The 17,353-nt window shown below is 66.5% G+C and carries 16 protein-coding genes; 2 read left to right on the top strand and 14 right to left on the bottom strand.

Features of this window, described 5'->3' with window-relative positions; genetic code table 11:
* On the bottom strand, positions 1–1,303 hold a 1,303-nt coding region (locus A5652_RS19280; RefSeq protein ID WP_067355103.1), incomplete at its 3' end, for an acetolactate synthase.
* A gap of 71 nt (positions 1,304–1,374) precedes the next feature.
* Between A5652_RS19280 and A5652_RS19275 the strand changes: the two genes are divergently transcribed.
* Positions 1,375–3,294 carry an ABC transporter ATP-binding protein/permease gene (locus tag A5652_RS19275; RefSeq protein ID WP_067355099.1) on the top strand — a complete coding sequence of 640 codons (1,920 nt, stop codon included), beginning with the start codon at positions 1,375–1,377 and terminating at the stop codon, positions 3,292–3,294.
* A 62-nt stretch (positions 3,295–3,356) separates the two neighbouring features.
* Here the strand turns inward: A5652_RS19275 and A5652_RS19270 are convergent, their stop codons facing one another.
* The 3 genes from A5652_RS19270 to A5652_RS19260 all read right to left on the bottom strand — a co-directional run bounded on the left by A5652_RS19270 (position 3,357) and on the right by A5652_RS19260 (position 6,230).
* A complete protein-coding gene (locus A5652_RS19270; protein WP_067355094.1) occupies positions 3,357–4,850 on the bottom strand; it encodes an FAD-binding protein in 1,494 nt (497 codons plus the stop codon).
* 61 nt (positions 4,851–4,911) lie between these two features.
* Positions 4,912–5,412: a VOC family protein gene (locus A5652_RS19265; protein WP_067355090.1), complete on the bottom strand. Its 501-nt coding sequence runs from the start codon at positions 5,410–5,412 to the stop codon at positions 4,912–4,914.
* A 134-nt stretch (positions 5,413–5,546) separates the two neighbouring features.
* Positions 5,547–6,230 (bottom strand): TetR/AcrR family transcriptional regulator, encoded by a 684-nt coding sequence (locus tag A5652_RS19260; RefSeq protein ID WP_197514019.1) that lies wholly within the window; start codon positions 6,228–6,230, stop codon positions 5,547–5,549.
* Positions 6,231–6,352: 122 nt separating this feature from the next.
* Here A5652_RS19260 and A5652_RS19255 point away from each other — a divergent pair, with 122 nt between their 5' ends.
* A complete protein-coding gene (locus A5652_RS19255) occupies positions 6,353–6,808 on the top strand; it encodes a nitroreductase/quinone reductase family protein (RefSeq protein WP_067355107.1) in 456 nt (151 codons plus the stop codon).
* A gap of 6 nt (positions 6,809–6,814) precedes the next feature.
* Here A5652_RS19255 and A5652_RS19250 read toward each other — a convergent pair whose 3' ends face one another.
* The 10 genes from A5652_RS19250 to A5652_RS19205 all read right to left on the bottom strand — a co-directional run bounded on the left by A5652_RS19250 (position 6,815) and on the right by A5652_RS19205 (position 16,461).
* Positions 6,815–7,492, bottom strand: a complete 678-nt coding sequence (locus A5652_RS19250) for a hypothetical protein (protein ID WP_067355082.1) — start codon at positions 7,490–7,492, stop codon at positions 6,815–6,817.
* A gap of 97 nt (positions 7,493–7,589) precedes the next feature.
* Positions 7,590–8,534, bottom strand: coding sequence for a sterol desaturase family protein (locus A5652_RS19245; protein WP_067355078.1), 945 nt, complete (start codon positions 8,532–8,534; stop codon positions 7,590–7,592).
* A gap of 42 nt (positions 8,535–8,576) precedes the next feature.
* Positions 8,577–9,293 carry an MgtC/SapB family protein gene (locus A5652_RS19240; protein WP_067355074.1) on the bottom strand — a complete coding sequence of 239 codons (717 nt, stop codon included), beginning with the start codon at positions 9,291–9,293 and terminating at the stop codon, positions 8,577–8,579.
* 122 nt (positions 9,294–9,415) lie between these two features.
* Positions 9,416–9,733 carry a DUF732 domain-containing protein gene (locus A5652_RS19235; RefSeq protein WP_067355071.1) on the bottom strand — a complete coding sequence of 106 codons (318 nt, stop codon included), beginning with the start codon at positions 9,731–9,733 and terminating at the stop codon, positions 9,416–9,418.
* Positions 9,730–11,127 carry a PPE family protein gene (locus tag A5652_RS19230; RefSeq protein WP_067355067.1) on the bottom strand — a complete coding sequence of 466 codons (1,398 nt, stop codon included), beginning with the start codon at positions 11,125–11,127 and terminating at the stop codon, positions 9,730–9,732. Before A5652_RS19230 ends, A5652_RS19235 begins: the two co-directional genes overlap by 4 nt.
* Positions 11,128–11,307: 180 nt before the next feature.
* Positions 11,308–12,546: a PPE family protein gene (locus A5652_RS19225; RefSeq protein ID WP_082983989.1), complete on the bottom strand. Its 1,239-nt coding sequence runs from the start codon at positions 12,544–12,546 to the stop codon at positions 11,308–11,310.
* A gap of 357 nt (positions 12,547–12,903) precedes the next feature.
* Entirely contained in the window at positions 12,904–13,227 is a 324-nt protein-coding gene (locus tag A5652_RS19220; protein WP_067355057.1) for a DUF732 domain-containing protein, read from the bottom strand.
* A gap of 121 nt (positions 13,228–13,348) precedes the next feature.
* Entirely contained in the window at positions 13,349–13,672 is a 324-nt protein-coding gene (locus tag A5652_RS19215; RefSeq protein ID WP_067355052.1) for a DUF732 domain-containing protein, read from the bottom strand.
* Positions 13,673–13,732: 60 nt separating this feature from the next.
* The gene (locus A5652_RS19210) at positions 13,733–15,136 is read right to left on the bottom strand and encodes a PPE family protein (protein ID WP_067355048.1); all 1,404 of its coding nucleotides are present in this window, start codon (positions 15,134–15,136) and stop codon (positions 13,733–13,735) included.
* 68 nt (positions 15,137–15,204) lie between these two features.
* Positions 15,205–16,461, bottom strand: a complete 1,257-nt coding sequence (locus A5652_RS19205; protein WP_067355045.1) for a PPE family protein — start codon at positions 16,459–16,461, stop codon at positions 15,205–15,207.
* Between the last annotated feature and the right edge of the window lie 892 nt (positions 16,462–17,353).

Genomic DNA, 17,353 nt, shown 5'->3' with positions numbered 1-17,353 from the left:
GCGCCACCTGGCGGTCGGGGCAGGCCAGCTTGGCGGCCAGGGCGTAGCCGGGGCCCGAGCCCAGGCACCCGAACGGCCCGCTGTCCAGCCAGCAACCCGGTCGATAGCTGTCGATCACACGTCCCGCGTACGACCCGAAATCGCCCGCGTCGATCACGACGATGGCGTCGCGATCCAGCATCGGTGCGAGTTCCGCATACACCCGCATCGGGTGTAGTGGGCTGCGCTCGTCTGCGAGTTCGGCCTGCTCCTTGGCGCGCGACGCGGTCTCGGCGGTTCGCAGTTCGCCGATCCAGTCCTGATGGTCGGTCCCCGTGGCCGGGGCCAGCGCCGCGAGAATCGTCAACAGGTCGCCGTAGAGCTCGGCCTGCACCGGCCGCGGATGGCGCCGTTCGGGTGCGGCCCGGTCTACCACGATGAGCTGGGTCTGCGTCCCGAACACCGCGCCGAAGCCAAGCCGGAAATCCATGGGGACGCCGACGATCAACGCAACGTCGGACTCCCCCAACGCTTTTCCGCGAACCCGGGAGAATGCCAGCGGGTGATCGGCGGGAACGGCGCCGCGGGCCATCCCGTTCATCAGCACCGGGATCTGGAGTTCTTCGGCGAGGCGCAGTAGGGCCGCTTCGCCGCGTCCCCACCAGACGTTGGTGCCCGCCATGATCACCGGCCGCTTCGCCGCGGACAGCAGGGCGGCGGCCCGGCTAAGCGAGTCGCCGTCTGGTGCGGGCCCCGGCGGCAGGTCGACGAGGGCGCCGGGCCGGCCGTCATCGTCGGACATGGAGAACGCGTGGTCCATCGGGAAGTCCACGAAACCCACGCCCGACGGCGCACCGACCGCCGCGCGCAGCGCGTCGTCGACGAGCCGCCCCGCCTCATCCGCCGACTGTGCGGTGGCGGCGAAGCGGGCCAGCGGCGCCACGAACGGCACGTGGTCGATCTCCTGCAACGAGCCCATGCCCCAGCGCTGCGCCGGGGCCCGGCCACCCAGCACCACCAGCGGTGAGGAGTTCTGCTGCGCCGCGGCCATCGCGCTCATCCCGTTGGTGACGCCCGGCCCCGCGGTCAGCGCGGCCACGCCCGGCGATCTCGTCACTTTCGACCAGCCTTCGGCGGCGAACGTCGCGGTCTGCTCATGGCGCGTGTCGATCAGCCGGATGCCCTCGTCGCGGCATCCGTCGTAGATGGAGAACAGGTGACCGCCCGATAGCGTGAAGACGGTCTCGACGCCGCTGGCTTTGAGCCGGCGCGCGATGAGTCGGCCGGCATGTACGGTCTGGCTGGACGGAGCGTCGATGCTCATCTGCGCAGCCTATTCGAGAACCGCTCGGGTAGCTTGCGGGGAAGTGCCGACCGCAGAAGGAGACCCCGAAATTGGACTCGAAGCTGTTCAAACCGTCCATCGATTGGTCGTCGGCGTTTCAGGATTCCCTGCGGTGGCTCGCCATCGCATGGGTTATCGGTGCCGTCTGTCTGCTGGCCGCGCTGGTCGCCGCCAGGTATCTGACCCCGTGGGGCCGCCAGTTCTGGCGGATCACGCGCGGCTACTTCGTCGGGCCGACCAGCGTCAAGGCGTGGCTGGGGCTCGGTGTGCTGCTGCTGCTGGTGCTGTTCTCGGTCCGGCTCAACGTGCTGTTCAGCTATCAGAGCAACGACATGTACACGGCGTTGCAGGTGGCACTTAAAGGGCTCGCCACGGGGAACAACGAGGTCAAACAGTCCGGGATCCACAACTTTTGGGTCTCGCTCGGAATCTTCATCCTGCTGGCGGCCATCTTCATCGCCCGGGTGATCCTCGACATCTACCTCACGCAGCGGTTCATCATCGCCTGGCGCATGTGGTTGACGGGTCATCTCACCGACGACTGGCTCGCGGGCCGGGCCTATTACCGGGATCTGTTCATCGACAACACCATTGACAACCCCGACCAGCGCATCCAACAGGATGTCGACATCTTCACCGCGGGAGTGGGCGGCACGCCGAACATCCCGTCCAACGGGACGACCAACACCCTGCTGTTCGGTGCCGTCAACGCGGTGGCCTCGGTGATCTCGTTCGCCGCGATCTTGTGGAATTTGTCCGGGGACTTCGATCTTTTCGGAGTGACCGTGCCGCGTGCGATGTTCTGGACCGTCCTGATCTACGTCTTGATCGTGACGGTGGTCGCGATTTGGCTTGGACGCCCATTGATTTGGCTGAGCTTCAACAACGAGAAACTCAACGCCGCGTTCCGTTACGCCCTGGTGCGGTTGCGCGACGCCGCGGAGGCAGTGGGCTTCTACCGCGGCGAGCGCGTCGAACGTAACCAATTGTGGCGGCGCTTCACGCCGGTCATCGACAACTACCGCAGGTTCGTCCGCCGGACGATCATCTTCAACGGATGGAACTGGTCGGCGACGCAGACGATCATTCCGCTGCCGTTGGCGATTCAGGCGCCCCGCCTGTTCGCCGGGGAGATCGCCTTCGGCGATGTCACCCAGACCGCGCAGGCCTTCGGCAACATCAACGACTCACTGTCGTTCTTCCGCAACAACTATGACGCGTTCGCGGCCTTCCGGGCGGCGATCATCCGTTTGCACGGCCTCGTCGACGCCAACAGCAAGGGCCGCGCGTTGCCGTCAATTCTCGTCAAGCCCAGTGAAGAGACGGCCGTTGAACTTCGGGGCATCGAGGTGCGCACGCCGGAGGGCGATCAGTTGGTCGACTCCCTGGATATCCAGCTCGACCATGGCGACACCCTGGTGATCACCGGCCGATCGGGGGCCGGCAAGACGACGCTGCTGCGCAGCCTGGCCGAACTGTGGCCATACGCCTCGGGGACCCTGTGCCGCCCGGACGGCGACAACGCGACCATGTTCTTGTCGCAGCTGCCGTATGTGCCGCTCGGCAACCTGCGCACCGTGGTGGCCTATCCGAATTCGCCGGACGGCATCTCCGACGAGCAGCTGCACGACGTGCTAACCAAGGTTGCGCTGGCGCCGCTGATCAACCGGCTGGACGAGGAGCACGATTGGGCCAAGGTGCTTTCTCCCGGCGAGCAGCAACGGGTCGCCTTCGCGCGCATTTTGCTCACCAAACCGAAGGCTGTCTTCCTCGACGAGGCCACCTCCGCGCTGGATGAGGGCCTGGAATTCGCGCTGTATCAATTGGTTCGGAGCGAGCTGCCGGAGTGCGTCATGGTCAGCGTGAGCCACCGGCCCACCGTCGAGCAGCACCACGAGCAGCAGTTGCACCTGCTCGGCGGCGGCCCCTGGCAACTGGGCCCGGTCGACAAGGAACCTGCGCAGGTATAGCGCCGCCTACGCTGCCCCGGCCCGTGCGGCCGCGTGCGCTCCGGCGCTGTGCCGTTGCGCGCCTATGCTTCCCCGGCCCTGCGGGCCGCGTGCGCTCCGGCGCGGCGCCCGAAGAACGACCCTTCGCCCAGCTGCGTTCCGCTCGCGTAGCCCTTACCGTCCTGGGCGAGGTTGGACGCGCATGCGCCCGCGGCATACAAACCGGGCACCACGGTGCCGTCGGCACGCTGCACCTCGCCATCTAGCGTCACCGCCAGGCCACCGATGGTGAATCCCGAATACATAGCCCGACCGAGCGACAGATCGAACACCGCCCACGGGCCGTTATCTTGTGGCGCAAGGAATTCCGGCTGCTTGTGGAAGTCCGGGTCTTCACCGGCAGCGGCGTGCTTGTTGTAGCGATCCAGCGTGGCGGCGAGGTTGCCCGCCGGAATGCCAAGCGCGGCTTCCATTTCCGCGACCGTCTCGTACCCGTCGAGGAAGCGGATCAGCGGCATGGCCGGCATCTCGGTGTGCGCCTCGTCGACGATCAGGTATGCCGTCTGGTCGGGCTGTTCCAACACGAAAGCCGAAGTGCGCGAATGATAGGAGTCCTCGGTGACAAAACGCAGGCCCTCCTTGTTGACGATCACACCGGTCAGCAGGACCTCGGGCGGATAGGCCGCGGCGGTGATGAACAACTCGTCCATGTTCTTGGTCGCGCCGCCCGCCGAGACGCCCATCCGGATGCCCAGTCCGTCGTCATTGGGGTTGCCCAGAATGTACGGCGCCACCAGGCCGTGATGCTTGGTGCGTCGCTCCTGACCCAGCGCGGGCGTGTGCTCGGCGACCATCTCCGGGTTCATCGCGAATCCGCCCGCCGCGATGACGACCGACTTGGCCTTGATCGCACCGGTGTCGGTGAAGTGCTTCCACGCGACACCGACCACCGCCCCCTCGTCGTTCAGGACCAGGTTGGTGACCCCGGTCTCGTAGCGGATCTGCACGCCCAGCGCGTCGGCGCGTTTGAGCAGCAGGTCGACAACCATGCTGGCGCCGCCCAATTCGCCGGGCACCGGCACCGAGTGACCGCGCGGCGCCGGCTTGGCCCGCTCGCAGAAGGGCCAGACCTTTTCATTGCCGGTGTAGCTCAGTCCCTCGGTGCCCGGCGGAACGACGACCTTGCCCGGGTAGTAGCTGCGCTCGAACTGAAAGCCCAAGTCTTCCAGCCAATTGAAATGCTCGACGCTGCCGTCGCAGTAGGCGCGGATCTTGTCGAGTTCGGGTTCGCGCGACACCTCGACCAGATACTTGTACATCTCCTCGACCGAGTCCTCTTGACCCGTCGCCTGCTGGACCGCGGTCCCGCCACCGAGGTAAAAGTGGCCCCCCGCAAGCGAAGTGGTGCCGCCAGCGGCGGCGGCGCGTTCGAGCACCAGCACGCGCGCGCCGGCGGCTGCGGCGCTGACCGCAGCGCAGCCGCCCGCGATCCCAAACCCGATGACCACGACGTCGACGTCATCCGACCACGTGGTCACCTCGTCCGCACTGACTGTTGCCGGTATCTCCGTGCTCACTGGCGCCACTCCTCCTCGTCGCAAACGTGGGGTGCCCCCACTGCCTCATCGCCGGCGGGACTCACCGCTGCTCCTGTTTGATGTAGTCGTAAAACGCCCTCATCTCGGGCGAAACGTACGCAAGCTCGAGATACGGCACGCCCGCCTGCGGCGCGGAGAGGTAGACGAATTGGATGCCGCCGGGCATCACGCCTCGCTGAACGACCATGGCGCCCTGCTCGGCGCCCTCGGTCACCGCTGCCTCGAGTTGCTCGGGGCTTTCGACCTCCGTGCAGATGTGGTGCAGACCCGGCCCACGATCGGCCAAAAAGTCACTATAGATGTTCTCGCCGCGAACCGGTTCGATCAGTTCCAATTGCATGTCGCCGAGGTAGCTCAGCGAGATACTGGCAAAGAAGTCGGCGGGCCGGCCATGGTAGCTACACGCGTCCGGAGCAAAGTGCACATCGGGTATGCGAATCCACTTCCGCACGCCTAACAGGCCGGTGAGGGCCGTTTCGGTGGCATCAACGTCGGGGGTGACCCAGGCGATCTGCGTCGGTGATTGAACGGGAAGCGTCATCGTCTCGCAGGATAGTCCAGTCACGACCCCGCCAGAAAGGGCCTATACGACTTTGCCGTGGCGAGCCCGTACGGCCGGGATATCGGCGGGTGAACACGTTCTAATTCTGGGCTGGCCGTGACCACCGCAAGCCATCAATGCCGGCTCAAGACGTCGACCAGCAGCCGCAGCTGGGCCTCGAAGACGGATTCCGGATCGGTCAGGGTGTCGGCGCCGTATTGGCCGAACACCTCGAGGCTGATGGCGCCCAGCACGCCCGCCCACAGCAGGAAGCACTTGGCCAGGACCTGGTCATCACCGGGGAACCCGAATTCGTGGCGTATCCGTTCGAAGTCGGACGACATCGGTTGGGGGGCAGGATCATTCGTCAGCCGAATATCGCCTGTGGCAATTCCGGCCGCCACCGCGTCGAACAGCACTGCGACAACCCGGGTGCCCACCGCGACCGTTCGTTCTGGGGGTGCGTGATATCCGGGAACGGGGCTGCCATACAACAGGGCCCAGCGGGCCGGGTTCGCGATGGCCCATCCCCGGGCCGCCCGCGCGATGGCGACGACATCGTCGCTCCACAGGTCTCCCACCGTCTCGCGGGCACGATCCACGGTGTCGGCCAGGTCGGAATAGGCGTCGACCAGCAGCAAGGTCAGCAGCTCGTCGCGGCTGGACACGTAGCGGTATACCGCCGACGACACCATGCCCAGGTCGCGGGCTATGGCCCGCACCGACAATCCGGTCGCACCGCGCTCGACCAGCTGGCGGCGACCGAGTTCGATGATGCGTGCCTCGATCTGCTCACGCGATTCCTGGCGTTTGCCCACGCCGTCAGTCTGGCACAACCGAGAACACCGCTCTTGCTTTCCGCGGCCGGTTGTGGCAGCGTGTTCGAGTCGGAGAGCACCGCTCTCGAATGTTCGACCGCGATTCGCTGAGAGGCCACATCATGTCCACCCGATACGAAGAACCGAACCGGGCCGCCCGCGCCGCGAACGGCGTCATCCGCTGGCTCGCCGAGGCGGGGATCAGCATCGCCGGAACCCGGGCGCTGCACGTCCGCGGCCGCAAATCCGGAAAGCAGCGCGCGGTGGTGATCAATGTGCTGACCGTGGACGGCGTGGACTACCTGGTGTCCCCGCGCGGCAACACCCAGTGGGCGCGCAATGTCCGGGCCGCGTCCGTCGTGGAGGTCGGTCCGCGCTGGCGGCGGCGGCGCATGCGGGCGGCCGAGATCGACGACGCGGCCAAGCCCGAGTTGCTACGGCGCTATCTGGCCAAGTGGTATTGGCAGGTCAAGGGTTATGTCGCGGGATTGACCCCGGACAGCACCGACGAGCAATTCCGCGCCGCCGCGCCCTCGATTCCGGTGTTCGCTCTGACCCCGGCGGGAACCCCGGGCTGACCGCCGCTAATGCGCGTTGTCGCGCGCTCCCAGATCCTCGCGAGCCTCCTGCGTCGTGGCTCCCCACGACACCGCGGCCGGGAAATCACCCCACACGCTGTTGAAGATCCCGACGAGCTGTCCGGGGCCGCCGCTGGGCGCCAGATAGACCGGCCCACCCGAATCGCCGTTGTGGCTCTGCACGCCGTGGGACATGGTGAACCAGCCGTTGTTCACGCTCTCCACCGTCCCGCAGGTTTCCCCGGTTATCACACCGAAATGGCAGACCGGCTGACCCGGCGCGAGCGCCAGGCCGGGGTCCGAGACCAGCGGGCGGCCGCCCGGCAGGATGTTGTTCGCCAAGACGCTGTTGTCCAGCACGATCGCTTCGTAGTCGCTGATCGTCTGGGTCGTGGACACGGTCGTCCCCGACGGGGTGTTGTCCCGGAACGCCGCCATCTGGCCGATGACGGTGCCGCCGCGGTCGGTCACCACTCCGCTGCCACCGCGGCAGTGTCCCGCGGTGAACGCGACCTTCAGGGCGGGATCGACATATCCCAGCGTGCACACGCGGTTGCCCTGGCGTATCTCCATGCCCGGGTACACGACGACGTCGGCATGTGCCGGCGCCCCCGGCAGCATGGAGGCGAGCGCTGCGACAGTAGTCGCCGCCGCGACTGCGCGCCTTGCCAGACGACGATGCACCCTGAACTCCGATCCATCGGGCCGATACCGACGGGAGGCCGAGATTACGGCGAAGCCGTCCTCCCCGCTCAGCTTTTCGCGACGGCCTGCGCGAATGTTACAGCGAGGTCACGACCGGGCTGGTGGCAGCGGTTTGACGAGCAGCCCGCGGCAGCCAGCCGGGCGGGCCGAACGCGTAACCCAACCGATCACGCAGGCGGCTCGCCGATCGCCAGTCGCGGGCGATCGCGACGTATTCGCGGGTCTGCAACGTCCAGATGTTGAAAGTGTCCACGCGCTTCGTGAGGCCATAATGTGGCCGGAACAGCTCGGCCTGGAAGGTTCCGAAGAGCCGGTCCCAGACGATGAAGATGCCGCCATAGTTTTTGTCGAGATACACCTTGTCCATCCCGTGGTGCACCCGGTGATGCGACGGCGTGTTGAACAGGAACTCGAACGGCCGCGGCAGCTTGTCGATCCGCTCGGTGTGGATCCAGAACTGGTAAATCAAGTTCAGGGAGAAACTGAAGAACACCATCCACGGTGGAATCCCCAACAGCGGCAACGGAATCCACATCAAGACCTCGCCGCTGTTGTTCCACTTCTGGCGCAGCGCGGTGGCGAAGTTGTAGTACTCGCTGGAGTGATGAGCTTGGTGCGTTGCCCAGATCAATCGGACCCGGTGCGCGATCCGGTGATACGCGTAATAGAGCAGGTCCACACCGAGAATCGCGATCACCCAGGTGTACCAATGCGTCGCCGACAGGTGCCAGGGCGCCAGGTACGCATAGATCGCGGCATAGCCCAACAGCGCCAGCGTCTTCCAGCCGGCGGTGGTCGCGACCGAAACAAGTCCCATTGAGATGCTGGCCACCGAATCGCGGGTGAAGTGTGCCCCCGAGGGCGGTCGCGCCCTGTCGGCGGCCTCGGCCGTGAGGTGTTCCAGCTTTCGGGCCGCGGTCCATTCGAGGGTCAACAGCAGCAGGAAGAACGGGATGGCGAACAGCACGGGATCGCGCATCTGCGGCGGCAGCGCAGACACGAAACCGGACAGGGCACTCACACAGGTAAGACTACGACGCGCGCCCGGAAGCCCAGTGCACCCTTAGCGACGGTCGTCGGACTGCGCTTCGTCCCCGGCATACCACTGCACCGCGCGCACGCCCGGAAGCAGCGATAGTTCGGCCACCAACCGCTCCAGGCGGGCCGGGGCGTCGCCGTTCATCAGCAGGTGAGCGGTCAGGGTGACCTCATCGCCGCCCGGGTTGCCGGTATGGATTCCGCGAAGCGTGATGTCGTTGCTCCCGGCGTGCTGAACGATCTGGGCGCGCGCGTACTTCTCGTGCTTGGCACGGCAGACCACCTGCACGAGGTAGGGCAACAGGCTCTCGTCTTCTTCGGCACTGTTATCGCGGTCGATCAGCCGGCCGAGCGGGCGCCCCAGCAGATGGATGCCGATGACGGTGCCGGTGCCGATCAGTGCGAACACCAGGTGACCGGAAGCCGCCAACACGCCGATCGCCGCCGAGCACCACAGGGTTGCGGCCGTGTTGAGCCCCCGGACGTTGACGCCCTCCCGCAGGATCACCCCACCGCCGAGGAACCCGATACCGGACACGACATAGGAAGCGACCCTAGTGGGGCTGGCGTCAGAGGTGGCCGCCGCGTACAGGACGAACAGCGTCGCGCCTCCGGCGACGAGCGCGTTGGTGCGCAGGCCGGCCCGCCGGGCCCGCCATTGACGTTCCAGGCCGATAAGAGCACCGCAGCCCACGCCGACCCCGAGCCGGAGCACGAAATCGAGGGCGCTCAGTGTCTTCAAAGACTCGCTCCTTCCCGGGTGACAGACGGCGAAGGGAGCTAACCAAATCCGGGTTAACCGCAAGTGGAGCCCGACCGAACCGCCGACGTCGGGAGCATCCCCGGCGTCGGGAGCATCCCAGGCTAACCGGTTTTGGGGGTCAGGTGGTGGGGGCAGTAGGCGCTCGATGCGAGCGCGGCGAATTTGGCCGCGCCGTCCATCGTCATGCCGGGGTTTTGATCCTTGATGTCACTGACCACCTGCAAACCCGTTTCACCCCGGCCCATCAACCCGCACACGGCTTTAGCCGACGCGATGGCTTGACTGGGGCTGCTGTAGGTGATGCCGGAGTTGCTGAGGTTTGCCAGGAACGCCGCGTCGTCGCCGTCGGGCTCGGCGTGCGCGGGCGCAGCGAAACTGATCACGACGAATGCGCCGAGCGGCGCAAGTAGCAGCCTCACACCGTCCCCGCCTTTCCGGGCCGGGCGTCGGGCAGGGTCATTGGCTTGTCTCCGCTGGATACGTGCACCGCATGGATGCCGGGCTTTTTCGACAATCGGTCGAGCAGAGCGTCGAGTCCGGCCTTGTCGACATTCCAGTGCTGGACGGCCTCAGGCTGCTTTTGCAGCTTCGCGATGACGTCGTCGATTTTGACGGGCTCGGCGGTCTTCACCGCGCCGCCCGCGCGGACGCGGCCACCCCTCCCGCCCGCGACTTCCGGCGTGACGGCGCCGAGGGCACCCCCGGTCAGGCTTCCCAGCGCCATCGGACCGAGCAGGCTTCCCGGGATCGACGCCGAGGGGGCCGCGGCCAGACCGGCCGTCGGCAGGCTACTGGCCAGCCTGATTGCCGGGGTCGCCGACGCCCAGGTCGGGGGCACCGATAACTTGCCCACCACGTTCGCCTCGCCCATGCCCGCCGATGCAGCGCTGGTCAGGCCGGCTCCTGCCGAACGCAGGCCGAGCCCGGCGCCCAGCGCGGACTTCGGAATTTCCAGGCCCTCGACCGGGAGTTTGTAGAACATCTTGAACTCGGTCATGGCGAGGTTGATCGGGCTCATGCTGTCGTTGGCGACCGTGCTGAACCGGCCGATGTCGGCGAGGATGCCGAAAGTGTTCTGCCACGTCGCGCCTGCCAACGGGGAACCCGTGAGGGTGTTGAGCACTCCGTCCCAGAACTCCATGTAACCGCGGGACGCGTTGCCGAGGGCCTCGAGCAGCTCGCTGATGATGCCGGACGTCGGAGCGGCGGCGTTCGCGGCCCCACCGGTACCACCGGCCAGGGCGCTGGCCTGGCCCAGCGCGGCCGACTGGGCGGCGATTCCCGTCGGATTGGTGGTCTGGGGCGGCTCGGTGAAAGGGGTCAGTCGCGTGGCGGCCGCAGACGCGCTGGCGTAGCCGAACATCGCGGCAGCGTCCTGTGCCCACATTTCGCCGTATTCGGCCTCGGTGGCGGCGATCGCGGCGGTGTTCTGCCCGAGAACGTTGGTTGCCGACAGCACCGCCAGTCGCGCGCGGTTCGTCGCGATCTCGGTCGGCGGCACCACCGCCGCGAAGGCGCTCTCATAGGCACCCGCGGCCGCCGTGGCTTGGACACCCGCGTTCTTGGCTTGCGCCGAAGTCGCCGACAGCCATGCCGCATACGGCGCGGCCGCGGCGGCCATGGCTACTGCCGATGGGCCGGCCCACGCCTCGTTGACCAGGCCTTCGACGATCGAAAGGTAGGACGACGCCGTGGACTGCAATTCGGCGGCCAACGCGTCCCACGCGGCGGCGGCCGTCAGCATCGGTCCCGCCCCCGGACCCAGGTACATCTGGCCGGAGGTGATTTCGGGTGGCTGGAGCGCGAAGTTCATTGCCGTGCCCTTCCCGCCCCGACCGGGCCGGTGACTGCCCGCGACGAACGGGCACTGGTCGCCGCAGAGCCGGCAAACAGCCCGGAAGTCGGCGGCGTTTGCGGCCGCGCAGTCAAAGAGCGCATGGGTTGTCCGGTCCGTTGGATCAGCGCGGTTTGCGGGGTCATGTCCGATGCCCCATCAATCCGCCGGAACGACGATGATCGTGGCCGTGGTGGCAACGCCATCGGCCGCCGCTGCGGCGACGCCGGAAGTGCCATTGCTGACGGTGCGCACGCCGGCGCCCGCCAAAGTACGTCCGGCCAGACTCGCCGCGGCCATCTCGCCGAACATTGCCCCCTGTGACGGTGCCGAAATCGCCGGGACAGCCCCCAAACTCGTGCCCGGCAGTACCGAGGCGACCGTCTTCATCACGGGTGCGGCCGCGGCCCAGCCTTGCGGGACCGACAGCGATCCGACCATTGTCGCGCGGCCCATCGATCCCGCCACGCCCCCTAGCTCCGGTGTCACCGCGGAGACGTAGCCGCCCCGTAGTGGCGCCAGCGGCGACAGTCCCCCGGCGGTGGCTTTGCCGCCGCCGAGCAGTTCGGCGACGCCCGGCGCGTTCTGGGCCAGACCCAGGGCCTGCAGGGACAGCAGCCACCAGCCGCCGGGCAGGATGATCGCCCCAATGGGGCTGTAAGCGCCGGTAAGCGCGGCGAAGAACGGCCTGAGGGCGGCCGTGATGGGGTAAATGGCTTCGATGATTGACGCCGCCGGCGTCGCCGCCGAAGGGGTCGTCGCCAGGCCTTGCAGCATCGTCGGCGCGACATTGATCAGCGCCGACAGTTGGGACGGGAGGTCCGACGCGGCGCTTTGTGCCACCGCGGCGGATTGTCGTGCCACCCCGGACGGATCGGTGGTCTGCGGTGGCTCGGTGAAGGGCGCCAGCTGCGTGGCCGCTGCCGACGCGGCGGCGTAGGCATACATCGCCGCGGCATCCTGGGCCCACATTTCGGCGTACTCAGCTTCGGCAGCCGCGATGGCCGCGGTGTTCTGGCCCAGGAAGTTGGTGGCGATCAGCGTCAATAAGAGGCTGCGGTTGGCGGCGATCGCCGGCGGGGGCACGGTCGCGGCGAACGCGGTCTCGTAGGCCGCGGCAGCGAGCCTGGCCTGCATTGCCGTCTGCTCCGCCTGTGCAGCCGACGCGTTCGCCCACGCCAGGTATGGGGCAACCGCGACACTCATCGACATCGCTGCCGGTCCCAACCACGACCCAACGGTCATGCCCAAGATCGTCGAGCTGTAGGCGGCCGCGTAGGAATGCAGTTCGGCTCCCAGCGCATCCCATGCCGCGGCGGCGGCCAGCAAGGGCCCCGATCCGGCACCCACGTACATCCGTCCTGAATTGACCTCTGGCGGCAGCGCCCCGAAGTCCACCCGTTGCCTCCGTCCTCCTCTGGCGCCAGGGTAGGAGCGAATATGCGACCGGCCCGCGAATGAGCTGCGGCTCAAATGAAATTCATGGAATCTGTCCGGCGGACATACCGACGTCTCACGTGCCGTTCGACAGTCGTCCTGACAGTCCTTCGGCTGAACGGCTAGGCCGCCTCGGGTGAAGGGCGTTAATGCCCGCGGGCTGCAATTTCATTCTCTTGAGGATCTCGCGTGCGGCCCACTGCCCTTCGCTGGCTCGCCCGGCCGGCAGCCGATTCCCGCGCAGCGAAGTCCGCTCGTGCGCAACGGCTCTGGGCGACATGCACTCGCCCGACACATCACGGCCGCGTGGCCCTGGGGCTACCCTCTGTTAAGTTGCTGCGGACAATAGTATTTCGCCGCGATCGCCAAGAACGATGTCGCGTGATCATTGGTGAGCCCTGGGTTTTGACCCTTCAGTTCGTCGACCATCTGAGGACCGAATTCGCCGTCGCCCATGGACACGCACACCGATTTGGCGAACGTGATCGCCGCCTCGGGGGTCGAGTAGGTGATGCCCGCACTCCGCAGCGAGGCAAGGAAACCGGCCTCGTCGCCGCCGGGTGTCACCGGGTCGCCCTGCGCCAGCGGGGCCATTCCGATCGCGGCCGAAACGCCAACGCTGAGCGTCAGCAGGAGTCTCATGACTGGTGATCGTGCCACGTTTCGGTGTCGTTCGCAGCGGGGAGCGACGCTCCGCAGATAGGTTGAGCGGCGGAGCATTCGAACCCACCCGCCAGCATGGTCGTCACCCGCGCGCCGGGCATCACGCCTTGGAGAGCTGGTGAGGGCAATAGTATTTCGCGGAAAGCACAGCGAAGTTCGACGCCATCTCCATGTCCATCCCGGGATTGTGGGTTTTCACGTCGTGCACCAGCTCCAGGCCCGACTCGCCGTTGTTCAGGCAGGAGCACACCGCCCTGCCGGCTGCGACGGCCGACCCCGGGCTGTTGAAGCTGAAACCGGCTTGCTGTAGCGCGGCGACGAAGCCCCCGTCGTCGCCGTCCGGCGCAGGCGCAGGGTCGGCGTGTGCCGGGGCCGCTAGGCCGATCACCGCCAACACGCCAAGTAGCGCTAGTAGTCGTTTCATCTCTCACCCTTCCGTTGCGAGCGGGTATTAGTGCTTGGCTATGCTGATTTACCTTGTCCCTCAGCCTGATTGGGCATCGGCCGGGATGATTTTCGACTTGTCGCCCTTCTTCAGGTGCACCGCGTGGATGCCGGGCTTCTTGGCCAGCTGCTCGAGCAGCGCGTCGAGGTTTTCTTGATCGACGTTGTGGTGCTGCACAGTCTCGGGCTTCTCCGAAATCTGTGCGACAAGGCGTTTCAGCTGTTCCGGCGATTGTTTGTCTTTGAGGTCCTTGATCGGAGTCATCCGGTTACGCACACCCGCACGCACCACGGTGGGCCCGCCGGAGCCCACTGCGCTGCCCAGCATCCCGGCCAGCCCCATCGAACTGAACAGACTCCCCTGACCCAGCGCGGCCGCGGGCACCGCCTCGGACCCGGCGGCCGACAGCGCGGCGGCCACTGTCCTGATGGCGGGGGTGGACGTGGCCCAGCTCGGCGGGATCGACAGCTTCCCGACCAGGGTGCCGGCATTGCCCATGCCGGCGATCGGGCTGATCGAGCTATATAAGGTGCCGCGGCCAAAACCCAGCGCACCCAGCCCGGCGCCCAACGCATCTTTCGGCAGCGCCCCGTACCCGACGGGCGGGGCGAACTTCAGCCACTGTGACAGCGGGAAGTTGATCAGCAACCCGATGTCGTTGAACTGCGTCGTCAGACCCAGCGGCGCCTTTACGGCGTTGTACATGGCCGTGTAGAAGCTGGCCCCGCCCGGGACGGAGTTGAACAGGTTCGTCATGAACGTCTGGTAGAGATAGGCCAAGTTCGCCGGGATGGAGAAGGGTCCGCTGTACGGCAGGGTGGTGGTAGCCGCCGACGCCGCGGTGCTGGCGACATTGGCGGCCGGGCTGCTCGCCGCCGAACTCACCGCGGCCGCCTGCATCGGCTCGGCGGCCTCGTTGGTGGTCTTGGGCGCAGAACTGAATTCGGTCAGACTGTTGGACGCGGTCGCCGACGAGGCGAAGTAAGTGTCCATCGCTGTGGCGTCCTGAGCCCAAAACTCGCTGTACTGAGCCTCATTCGCGGCGATCGCCGACGTGTTCTGCCCGAACAGGTTGGTCGCCACGAGCTGCGCGAGCAGGGCCCTGTTTTCAGCGATGACCGCGGGCGGCACGTGCGCGGCAAATGCGGTCTCGTAGGCGCTGGCCGCCTCGGTGGCCTGGGTTGCGGATTGCGCGGCCTGCACAGCGGTTTGCTGCATCCAGGCCACGTACGGGGCTGCCGCGCTCGCCATGGCAATCGAAGACGGACCAACCCAGGGCCCGGCCGTCAGGCTCGAAAGCACCGACGAATACGCCGTTGCGGTGGATTGCAATTCAGTGGCCAGGCTCTGCCAGGCCGTCGCCGCGGCCACCAACGAATCGGCCCCCGGACCGCTGTACATCCGGCCCGAGTTGAATTCCGGCGGAAAGGCTCCGTAGAACATCGCTCGTACCCCCTACCTGGCTGCTTGGATCGACAGCGCTTGGCTGCCATACGGTGTCGTCATCACGGTCACTCCTCGACGCACGGAATCACGATGATCGTGGCCGCAGCCGGATCAGCCTCGGCGGCGGCGCCGCCGAGCGAACCCGCCATAGAGGCGGTGCCGCCGACCGGCCGGGCAGCGGCCGCCGCGACGGCGCGTCCGGCCAGGCTGGATAAGGCCATCTGGTTGAAGACGCCCTCCTCGCCGGCCATCGCGGCGGGCACCGCTGCCATGTTGGCCGGCAGCCCCTGGGCGAGTGTTCGGATCGCCGGGGCGGCTTCCGCCCAGCCCTGCGGCACCGACATGCCGCCCACCAGGGCGGCTTTGCCCATCGATCCCGACGCCTCCCCCGCCCCGATCGCGGAGCTGAGCACCGGTTTGACGGCGTTGGCACCACTGGTCAGCGGCGCCAACGCACCGGAAATGGCTTTCGGCCCAGCTAGATACGCGGCCGCACCCTGGCCGTTTTGACCCCAGGCATACGCCTGGCCGAACGACAGGAACGGGCCGCCGGGGATGGTGGTCCATGACTGGGGCGAGAAGGGCCCAGTGACCACCGACCAGAATTCGTTCCAGTTGGTGATGAAACTCGGCACTGTAAGTCCGCTGCCCGATGACGGATCGGCGGCGGTTGCCGCGGCCTGTAGGGCCGGCTGCATCCCGGTACTCAGCTGGGAGACCTGAGCGGCGGTGTTCGAGCTCGATTGCGCCGCGCTTTGACTCACCGCGGCCGCCTGCGACGGACCGGCCGAGTCGTTGGTGGTCCGTGGCGGCTCGGCGAACGGCGTCAGCTGAGCGGCGCTCGCCGACGCCGCGGTGTACCCGTACATCGCGGCGGCATCCTGCGCCCACATCTCCATGTAATGGGCTTCGGTGGCGGCGATGGCCGGGGTGTTCTGGCCGAGGATGTTGGTGGCGACCAGCATCGCGAGCAGTGAGCGATTGGCGGCGATCACCGGCGGCGGGACCGTCGCCGCGAACGCGGCTTCGTATGCGCCGGCCGCGACTTTGGCCTGAGCGCCCGCCTGCTCGGCTTGCGCGCCGGTGGCGTGAATCCACGCCACGTACGGTGCCGCCGCGGCGGCCATCGCGATGGACGACGGCCCGGTCCACGGGCCCGTCGCGAGCGTCTCGATAGTCGAGCTGTACGACGCCCCAGTGCTCTGCAGCTCCGCTGCCAATTCGTCCCACGCCGCCGCGGCGGCCAGCAGCGGTCCCGATCCCGCTCCGACGTACATCCGGCCGGAGTTGTATTCCGGCGGATAAGCCCCGAAATCCAACATCTAAAGCCTCCGGTTCTTCTTCTCGCGGCCGTGGTAGGCACCGCCTCGCGGCCCTGGGATGGACAAAGTCCCAGCATTCATCGAATCTGCTACCGGATACATGTGCAGCTTCCCCGTGCTGCAGCCAACAAAGCCATACCGCTCCTAGTTCTGAATCGGCGCCTAAATGACGTGCGAACGACTAGTCAAGCCACCCTGCTATTGCACTGACGATGGTGGCGGCCAGTTATTTCGTTGCACGGGCCGCCAGGTAAACCTTTGTAAAAAACAAATATCGCGGGCCCAAGTGCTCGTGAGAGATCGGAGCCGTCCACCACGGACTTTGTGGTCTAAATCACTCAAATCGACGCGCTCTTGGGCAGTATCCAACCCCAGCTCAAGGCAACTAATAATTCAGCCCGAGAGCCCGCTAATAATGATCTATGGATCGGCGTATTCGCGAATCTCATAAATCAGCGGAGAGCCGTCTTCTCCTATTCGGTCACAAATGTGACAACCTCCTGTATGACTTTTATTTATTGCAGTACTCGAAATTCTGGAACCGCATTTTGGAGCCCTGGAATTCAGCAGTCGCTCTCAATTCGTAGGTCCCATTTGTCGCGTTCGGTTATTTTGCGAAATTCAGCCGAAATTAATTCGGCCGACGGCGGTGTCGGCGTTCTGGTGTTTGCCCCCCATGGACGGGACCCTCTGCCGACGGTCCGCCGTCTCGCCCGAGGACGACCTGAGGCAGCGATCCCCCCGCGGTGCAGACTCCCTCGCGCTACCGGCCCACAACCGTTCGGCGACAGCCACATCGAGAGTGTGGCCGTGGAGGGCGAGACAGCAGGGATCAAGATCGCCGAACACCGTTCTTCTCGAGTTCACCTATACGAGTAGACGCGGCCAGCCT

The organism is Mycobacterium sp. 1165178.9, from assembly GCF_001673555.1.
Classification (GTDB): domain Bacteria; phylum Actinomycetota; class Actinomycetes; order Mycobacteriales; family Mycobacteriaceae; genus Mycobacterium.
Note: the sequence above shows the minus strand (reverse complement) of the source record. Positions and strands in the feature narration are given on the sequence as shown.